This is a genomic window from Bacillus cereus group sp. N21, from assembly GCF_016483395.1.
Classification (GTDB): domain Bacteria; phylum Bacillota; class Bacilli; order Bacillales; family Bacillaceae_G; genus Bacillus_A; species Bacillus_A pseudomycoides.
The window spans coordinates 1-259 of sequence record NZ_JAEHBX010000366.1 but is presented as its reverse complement, the minus strand read 5'-3'; the positions used below and the strand labels follow the sequence as shown (position 1 = coordinate 259).

Genomic DNA, 259 nt, shown 5'->3' with positions numbered 1-259 from the left:
GTGCCATCATCTCTTACTAGAATCTTTCCAATTAGTCCTACTGGCACCCATTCGGGTCGTTTTTTTCTTGGGATGTACTCACGTTTCGGATCCCATTCTGGGTTTATAACAGGTTGAATTTCCGAGCACTCAGGAATAATTTCCTTCCCATTTTTATCTTTTTTTGCTGGAATTGTCACTTCGTGATAGGTTCGACATCCCCATTCATCCAGTACATACCGACCATGCCAGCTTAATCCCGCACTATTCCCAAGTAAAC

General features: G+C 42.9%; 1 protein-coding gene. It reads right to left on the bottom strand.

Going from position 1 to position 259, the window contains the following annotated elements:
- Positions 1 to 259: peptidase G2 autoproteolytic cleavage domain-containing protein (locus tag JDS96_RS31210; protein ID WP_274605985.1), on the bottom strand; the 259-nt coding region annotated here is incomplete at both ends.